Raw genomic sequence first — 8093 nt, forward strand, 5'->3', positions numbered from 1 at the left:
GCTGGCTCACGCCGCCGACTTCACCCGGGCGACCTCCGCCACCCTGGGCGCCAGCCGTCGCACCGCCTGGGACGTGCGAAAGGGCTTCAGATCGGTGCGCAGCGTCGTGAAGTGCTCGTCGCCACGGGCCGAGGCGATGTGCTCGTACGTCTCCAGGAAGCGTTCCCAGGAGGCGCAGGCCGCGTCCAGGTGGCCGTGTTCGAGCTGGCGCTGGGCGAGGACGGCGTGGAAGTGGACGCGGCCCTGGCGTTCGTCGGCGGGCTGAACCGCGATGGCGCGTTCCAGGGCCTTGATCGAGCCCGGCAGGTCCTTCGCCTCGTAGAGCACGTGCGAGACATGGAAGGAGTAGGCGCACTGGTCGTAGCCGCCGATGGACTCGCGGCGGTCGTCCGCCCGTGTCAGGGATGTCTCGGTCATCGCCAGCAGCGCGCGGGCGCGGCGGTGGTCGCCGACCAGCGCGGTGGCGTGTGCCTGCTGGCCGGTGAGGAAGGCCCGCAGCCGGGGGCTCGCCTTGGGCGCCGCCTCGGCGGCCGAGTCGGCCAGGCGCAGAGCCAGCGGGCCATGACGGAGATGGGACGCCTGGAGGCTCATCCCGCGCAGGGTGCGGCAGTAGGTGAGGTGGTCGTCGGCGTGGGCGGCGAGCTTCAGCGCCTTGACGTAGTAGTCCTGCGCGGTGCCGTGCTCGCGTTCGTACATCGCCATCCAGCCCGTCAGATAGACGAGGTCGGAGGCCGCCGCCCACATGTCCGTGCGTACGGAGTCGGTCGCGTCGGCGCGGAGCCAGGGAGCCACCGTGTTGACGAGGAAGGCCGCCGCCATCGGCCGGGCGAGCGCCCCGCCGAACTCGTCGAGCACGCCCGCGATCCGGTCCGTCATCCGCCGGACCGTCTCCACCTGGGCCGCGCCGATCCGTACGGTCGCCTTGCCGGGCGTCACCGGGGCGGCCGTCGCGGGCGCGGCGAACGCCGGTACCGCCAGGGTCGCGGAGAAGAGCCCCGCGACGGCGACGACTCCGCGACGGGACGGGTCCATATCGGCGCGGCCCAGGTCCACGATCTCCTCGACCGTGCCGACACCGGTCGGCGCGTCGTCGTCCGTGGCGGGCGGGAACCCGGCCTCCGCGTGGGTCACCGTGCGGCCCAGGCGGCGGGAGAACGCTTCGAGGATCAGCCGCCTGACCCGGCGTTTGGGCATCGTGCCACTGAGCCAGTGGGAGACCGCCGACGGGTCGTAGCGGAGCCCCAACCCGACTTCCGCCCCGGTGCGGTTGACGATCCGGGCGAACTGGGAGCGGGTCCATCCGGACTGCTCGATGAGGCGTTCGAGGTTCTCGTTGCGGGTGCGTACGGGCATCGTCATGCTCAACTCCCGACGGAATGCGTGACGTTCCGCGCCTGGGCGCTCCGATCGTTCCCACCGTACCGCTGTACGTAGTCCCCTCGTCGCGCTACGCGAGCGAGAACGGCCGACTCCGCGCCGCGCGCGAACGCCCCCCAGCCGCACCGGGCCCCCACGGCCCGGCGCGGCTCTTCCCCCTGCGGGCGCGCCCCCACGGCGCTCCCGCAAAGCTCGTGGCGGCGCCGCGTCACTTCTCCACGGTCGAGGCGTACACCGAGAAGTCCTTCGGGGCGCGGCCCAGGGCGCGCTCGACGCCGTTGTCGGAGAGGTCGGCGCTGCCGCTGGCGCTGATGTGGCGGTAGAGGGTGAGGAAGACGTCGGCGTGGCCGTCGGGGAGGCCGCGCTCGGCGAGGTCCTGGCGGAACTGGTCCTCGGTGACCGGGGTGTAGCGCAGCTCGCGGCCGAGCTCCTTGGCGAGGATCCCGACGACCTCGCCCCAGGTCAGGGCCTGAGGGCCGGAGAGGGTGTAGATCTGGCCCGCGTGGCCCGGCTCGGTCAGGGCCGCCGCCGCGACCTCGGCGAGGTCGTCCAGGTCGATGAAGGGCTCCCGGCCGTCCCCGGTGGGCAGCCGCAGTTCGCCGTCGGTGAGGAAGGGGCCGAACCAGTCCTCCTCGGTGAAGTTCTGCGCGAACCACGCGGGGCGCAGGATCGTCCACTCCGGCCCGGCCTCCTGCACGGCCCGTTCCGTCGCGAGCAGCTCGCCGGTGCCGGGGTCCAGCTCGGGCCAGACGCGGGCGGAGAGCAGCACCAGCCGCTCGACGCCGCGTGCGGCGGCGGCCTCGGCGAAGGCGCGGGTCGTGTCGGCGGCGTCGGCGGCCTGGGAGTCGACGACGTAGACGGCGCGGACGCCGTCGAGGGCGGGGCCCCAGGTGGACTCGTCGTTCCAGTCGAAGCGGACCTCGCTGCTGCGGGAGGCGGCGCGGACCGGGACGCCCCGGTCGCGGAGCTGGGCGGCGACCCGGCGGCCGGTCTTGCCGGTGGCGGCGAGGACGAGTACGGGGGCGGAGGAAGGAGCGGACGCGGGGGATACGGCGGGGGAGGAGTTCGTCATGACGTTCATCAAACCGTCTCCGGGCGATACGGGCGATGGCTGGAACGCTCGATGTGATGTCTGATCGTCTCGTTCGGCGCTTAGACTCACCCGCATGGACGACGCCCTCTCCAGTCTGCTGCACGATGTCCGCCCCCGGGGAGCCCTCTTCGACCAGACGACGCTCACCGCGCCCTGGTCGCTGCGGATCATGGAGGAGACCCCGCTCGCCCTGCTCGCCATGGTCGACGGCGAGGCGTGGGTCACGCCTGACGGCGGGGAGCCGGTGCCGCTGCGGGAGGGCGATGTCGTGATCGTCAACGGCCCGGAGCCGTACACCGTCTCCGACTCCCCCGGCGGCGAGCCCCTCGCCCTCGTCCACGGCGGCGGTCTGTGCACCGCCCCCGACGGCCGCCCGGTGACCGCCGCCGAGCTGCCGATGTGTGGATACGGGAGGGGGGAGGCCGAAGGCGCGGTCCTGCTGAAGGGGACCTACCAGGTGCGCGGGAGCGTCTCCCAGCGGGTGCTGGACTCCCTGCCGAGGATCGCCCGGGTGCCCGCCGGGCCCGAGGGGTGCCCGATGCTCTCCCTCATCTGCCAGGAGGTGCGCAGGGACGCGCCCGGTCAGCAGGTCATGCTGGACCGGCTGCTCGATCTGCTGCTGGTGTGCACCTTGCGGGAGTGGTTCGAGCAGGAGGAGGCGCGGGCGCCGTCCTGGTACCGGGCGCACGGTGACCCCCAGGTGGGGCGGGCGCTGCGGCTGATCCACGGGGATCCGTCACGGGCGTGGACGGTGGCGGAGCTGGCCGCCGAGGTGGGGGCGTCGCGGGCGCGGTTCGCCCAGCGGTTCAGCACCCTGATGGGGCAGCCGCCGATGACGTATCTGACGGAGTGGCGGATCTGCCAGGCGGCGGATCTGCTGGCGCGGACGGATGCGACGGTGGACGCCGTCTCGCGGAAGGTGGGGTACGCCAACGCCTACGCGCTGAGTGTGGCCTTCAAGCGGACCATGGGCGTCCGGCCGAGCGAGCACCGGGCGATGGCGCGGTCGGCGGCGTAGGGGGACTCCCGGGCGGGGGCCTCTGCCCTGGCCGGGCCCTTCGTCCTGGCCGGGGTGCGCTAGCGCGGCGCTCCCGCCGGAGCCAACCCGCGCACCCCGCCCCGACATCGTCGGCGGACGGCCGTACGGGGGCGGGCCCGCCCGTGAACGCCCGCCCGGCCGGAAGGGCCCCGCCCGCCCCGGGAAACCGCGCCCACCCACCCCGCCCGGGTGACTGTCCCCATTTGCCTGGAGTGTCGTACTGCTCCCGTTACGTCTCCTGCTCAGCCTGTCAAAAGAATCGCCGGACAGGACACTCAACAGGAGACCTCGAACGTATGACAGGAATGCTCGCGCGATGGCGACAACGGTCCAGGACGGCGGGCATGGCCTGCGCGGTCCTCGCCGCGACCGTGCCCGCGCTCGCCCTCGGACCGGGAGTGTGGACGGCCAGCGCCGCGCCCGCCCCGCAGGAGAGGGTCACCACCGCTAAGGTCAAGGCCATCGCGCCGCTGCCGGGCGGGCTCGGGCCCTGTGTGCCCGGCGACTGCCCCAACCCCTACCCCCCGATCAACAACGGCCCCATCGCGGGCCGTGACGCCAACATCAACATCTTCGTCGGCGCGGACTTCCTGGTCCGTGAGCGCGCCGCCGAGGCGGAGGGGAAGGTCGTCGTCGTCGGCAACTTCGACCAGAACAAGGTCGAGGGCGCCAGCGCCATCTACAACCTCGGTGTCGTGGGTGTCGGCTCCCGGGTGCCCCCGCCCGCCGGTTCCGACTTCCTCACCACGGGCGGGAACGTCACCATCGCGGCCGGCGAGCGGCTGGACGCCACGGGCGGTGTGGTCCGCCACGCGGGCACCGCCACCGGCACCATCGACGCCACGGTGGTCCAGGACCCCAACGCCATCGCCCCCTACGCGGGGCTCCGCGACGAGCTGACCGCCGCGAGCCAGTGCTACGCCCGGAACGCCGACGGGCTCAGGCCCGCCACCGGCACCGCCGTCAACGACGGCGGGCAGACCACGTTCACCGGCGACGGCACCTCCGCCCTCCAGGTCTTCAACGTCGACTTCAATATGACGACGGCCACGGGCGGCCAGCAGGGCCTGGTCTTCAACAACATCCCGCCCACGGCCACGGTGCTGGTCAACGTCATCGGTGCCAACCGGGCGATCAGCACCTACAGCGGCGGCATCGCCGACACCGACCCGCTCAACGCCCTGCGTGAGCGGCTGCTGTGGAACTTCCCCGACGCCACCACCGTCAGCCTGCGCGGCACCGGCCAGTTCCAGGGCAGCGTGCTGATCGGCAACCAGGCGTCGATGACCACGGTCACCCTGCCGGGCACCAACGGCCGGTTCTTCACCACCGGTTCCGTCACCCACACCAGTGTGGTCGGCGGAGGCGGCGGCCAGGAGTTCCACGCCTACCCGTTCGACGGCGATCTGCCGGACTGCTCGGTGCCCCCCGCCACCGCCCCCGTCACGGTGATCAAGCAGGACGCCACCACGGGTGACCCGCTCGCGGGCGCCACCTTCCAGCTGTGGGAGGAGTCCAACGGCGTCGCCGGTCTCCAGACCACCGCGACCCCCACCGTCCCCGCCGACACCTCCGTCGGCGCCGTCTGCACCACGGGCGCCGACGGCGTCTGCACCCGGACGGTCGAGCTGGGCACCTACTACTGGCAGGAGACGGGCGCCCCACCGGGCTACGACCTCCCCGCCAACCCGGTCTTCGGACCGCTGGTCCTCGGCCCCGGCCAGGTGCCGGACGGCATCACCATCACGGCCGCCAACACCGTCACCCCGATCACGGGCGAGGTCTCCCTGGAGAAGACCGACGCCGTGACCGGCGCGGCCCTGCCGGGCGCGGTCTTCCAGCTCTGGCGGGAGACCAACGGCATCCCCGGTCTCCAGACCACCGGAGCCAACCCCGACACCCCCGTCGGCGCGCCCTGCACCACCGATGTGGTCGGCGAGTGCGCGGACAACGTCGTGATCGGGACGTACTACTGGCAGGAGACGGCGGTTCCGCCCGGGTACGACCTCCCGGCCGACCCGGTCTTCGGCCCGCTCGTCCTGACCGCCGAGAACGCGGCGACCGGCGTCAACATCGACATCGAGAACACCCCGACCGCCCCGGTCACCGGTGAGGTGCGGGTGCTGAAGCGGGACTCGGTGACCGGTGCCCCGCTGGCGGGTGCCACCTTCCAGCTGTGGGAGGAGACCAACGGCATCCCCGGTCTCCAGACCACCGGTGCCGACCCCGACACCACCGTGGGCGCGCCCTGCACCACCCCCGCGAACGGGATCTGCGCGCGGACGGTCGAGACCGGGACGTACTACTGGCAGGAGACGGCCGCCCCGCCCGGGTACGACCTCCCCGCCAACCCCGCCTTCGGCCCGCTCGTCCTCACCGACGCGAACGCCCCCACGGGCGTCCAGGTGAACGCGGACAACACCGCGACCGCCCCGGTCACCGGTGAGGTCCGGGTCATCAAGGAGGACTCGGTCACGGGTGCCCCGCTCTCCGGTGCCGTGTTCCAGCTGTGGGAGGAGACCAACGGGATTCCCGGTCTCCAGACCACCGGTGCCGACCCCGACACCACCGTGGGCGCGCCCTGCACCACCCCCGGCAACGGGACCTGTGTGCGGACGGTCGAGACCGGGACGTACTACTGGCAGGAGACGGCCGCCCCGCCCGGGTACCAGCTCCCCGCCGACCCGGTCTTCGGGCCGCTCGTCCTCACCGACGAGAACGCCCCCACGGGTGTCACCGTGACCGCCGCCGACGTCGCGATCCCGGTCGTGACCGGTGAGGTCCGGGTGCTCAAGCGGAACCTGGTCACGGGTGCTCCGCTGGCCGGAGCCGTCTTCCAGCTCTGGGTGGAGTCCAACGGCGTTCCCGGTCTGCAGACCACGGGTGCCGACCCCGACACCACCGTGGGCGCGCCCTGCACCACGGGCGCCGACGGGCTCTGTGTCCGTACGGTCGAGCCCGGCACCTACTACTGGCAGGAGACGGCGGCCCCGCCGGGGTACGACCTCCCGGCCGACCCGGTCTTCGGTCCGCTCGTCCTGACGGACGAGAACGCCGCCACCGGTGTCACCGTCAACGCCGACAACATGCCCACCCCGCCCGTCGAGGGCGAGGTCCGGGTCGTCAAGCAGGACTCGGTCACCAGCGCCCCGCTCGCGGACGCGACCTTCCAGCTCTGGCTGGAGTCCAACGGCATCCCCGGTCTCCAGACCACGGGTGCCGACCCCGACACCATCATCGGTGCTCCCTGCACCACCCCGGCCAACGGCACCTGTATCGCCACGGTCGGCCCGGGAACCTACTACTGGCAGGAGACCTCGGCCCCGCCCGGGTACGAACTCCCGGTCCCGGCGGTCTTCGGCCCCCTGGTCCTGACCGAGCAGAACGCCCCCACGGGCGTGACCGTCACCGCCGCCAACACCGTCTCGCCGACGCCGACCGGCGCCGTGCGCGTGGTGAAGGAGGACGCCACCTCGGGTGCTCCGCTGGCCGGTGCCGACTTCCAGCTGTGGGAGGAGACCAACGGCATTCCCGGTCTCCAGACCACCGGCGCCGACCCCGACACCCCGGTCGGACCCGTCTGCACCACCCCGGCGAACGGGACCTGTGCGCACACGGTCGAGATCGGGACGTACTACTGGCAGGAGATCTCGCCCCCGCCGGGCTATGACCTCCCGGTCCCGGCGGTCTTCGGCCCGCTGGTCCTCACCGCCGCCAACGCCGGGGAGGGCGTCACCGTCACCGCCCCCAACACCGCGACCCCCATCGTCACCGGTGAGGTGCGGGTGCTGAAGCGGGACTCGGTGACGGGTGCCCCGCTGGCGGGTGCCGTCTTCCAGCTGTGGGAGGAGACCAACGGGATTCCCGGTCTCCAGACCACCGGCGCCGACCCCGACACCACCCTCGGTGCCCCCTGCACCACCCCCGCGAACGGCATCTGCTCGCGGACGCTGGAGCCGGGGACGTACTACTGGCAGGAGACGGCGGCCCCACCCGGGTACGACCTCCCGGTCCCGGCGGTCTTCGGCCCGCTGGTGCTCACCGACGAGAACGCCGCCACCGGCGTGCAGGTGAACGCGGACAACAACACGACCGCCCCGGTCACCGGCGAGGTGCGGGTGCTGAAGCGGGACTCCGTCACGGGTGCCCCGCTCTCCGGTGCCGTCTTCCAGCTCTGGGTGGAGACCAACGGGATTCCCGGTCTCCAGACCACGGGCGCCGACCCGGACACCACGATCGGTGCTCCGTGCACGACCCCGGCGAACGGGATCTGTGTCCGGACCGTCGAGCCGGGGACGTACTACTGGCAGGAGACCACCCCGCCCCAGGGCTATGACCTCCCGGTTCCGGCGGTCTTCGGTCCGCTGGTCCTGACGGACGAGAACGCCGCGCAGGGTGTCCAGGTGACCGCCGACAACACCGCCACCCCGGTCGTCACCGGTCAGGTGCGGGTGCTGAAGCGGGACTCGGTGACCGGTGCTCCGCTGGCCGGAGCGGTCTTCCAGCTCTGGTCGGAGACCAACGGCATCCCGGGTCTGCAGACCACGGGTGCCGACCCGGACACCACGATCGGTGCTCCGTGCA

Annotated in this window: 4 protein-coding genes; 2 read left to right on the plus strand and 2 right to left on the minus strand. The window is 72.7% G+C overall.

The genetic code is table 11. From position 1 onward, the window contains the following. Positions 1 to 6: 6 nt before the first annotated feature. Positions 7 to 1359: a hypothetical protein gene (locus ACFVIM_RS04005; protein WP_384298071.1), complete on the minus strand. Its 1353-nt coding sequence runs from the start codon at positions 1357 to 1359 to the stop codon at positions 7 to 9. Between the two features lie 226 nt (positions 1360 to 1585). Then, on the minus strand, positions 1586 to 2449 hold the full coding sequence (locus ACFVIM_RS04010) for an NAD(P)H-binding protein (RefSeq protein ID WP_384298073.1): 864 nt from the start codon (positions 2447 to 2449) through the stop codon (positions 1586 to 1588). Between the two features lie 94 nt (positions 2450 to 2543). Here ACFVIM_RS04010 and ACFVIM_RS04015 point away from each other — a divergent pair, with 94 nt between their 5' ends. Together ACFVIM_RS04015 and ACFVIM_RS04020 are read left to right on the plus strand one after the other, a co-directional pair. Beyond that, complete coding sequence (locus ACFVIM_RS04015) at positions 2544 to 3488, plus strand: AraC family transcriptional regulator (RefSeq protein ID WP_384298075.1); 945 nt, start codon at positions 2544 to 2546, stop codon at positions 3486 to 3488. A gap of 317 nt (positions 3489 to 3805) precedes the next feature. Continuing rightward, the coding region (locus ACFVIM_RS04020) for a SpaA isopeptide-forming pilin-related protein (RefSeq protein ID WP_384298078.1) at positions 3806 to 8093 on the plus strand (4288 nt) is incomplete at its 3' end.

Source organism: Streptomyces sp. NPDC057638, from assembly GCF_042800315.1.
Taxonomy (GTDB): Bacteria; Actinomycetota; Actinomycetes; order Streptomycetales; family Streptomycetaceae; genus Streptomyces.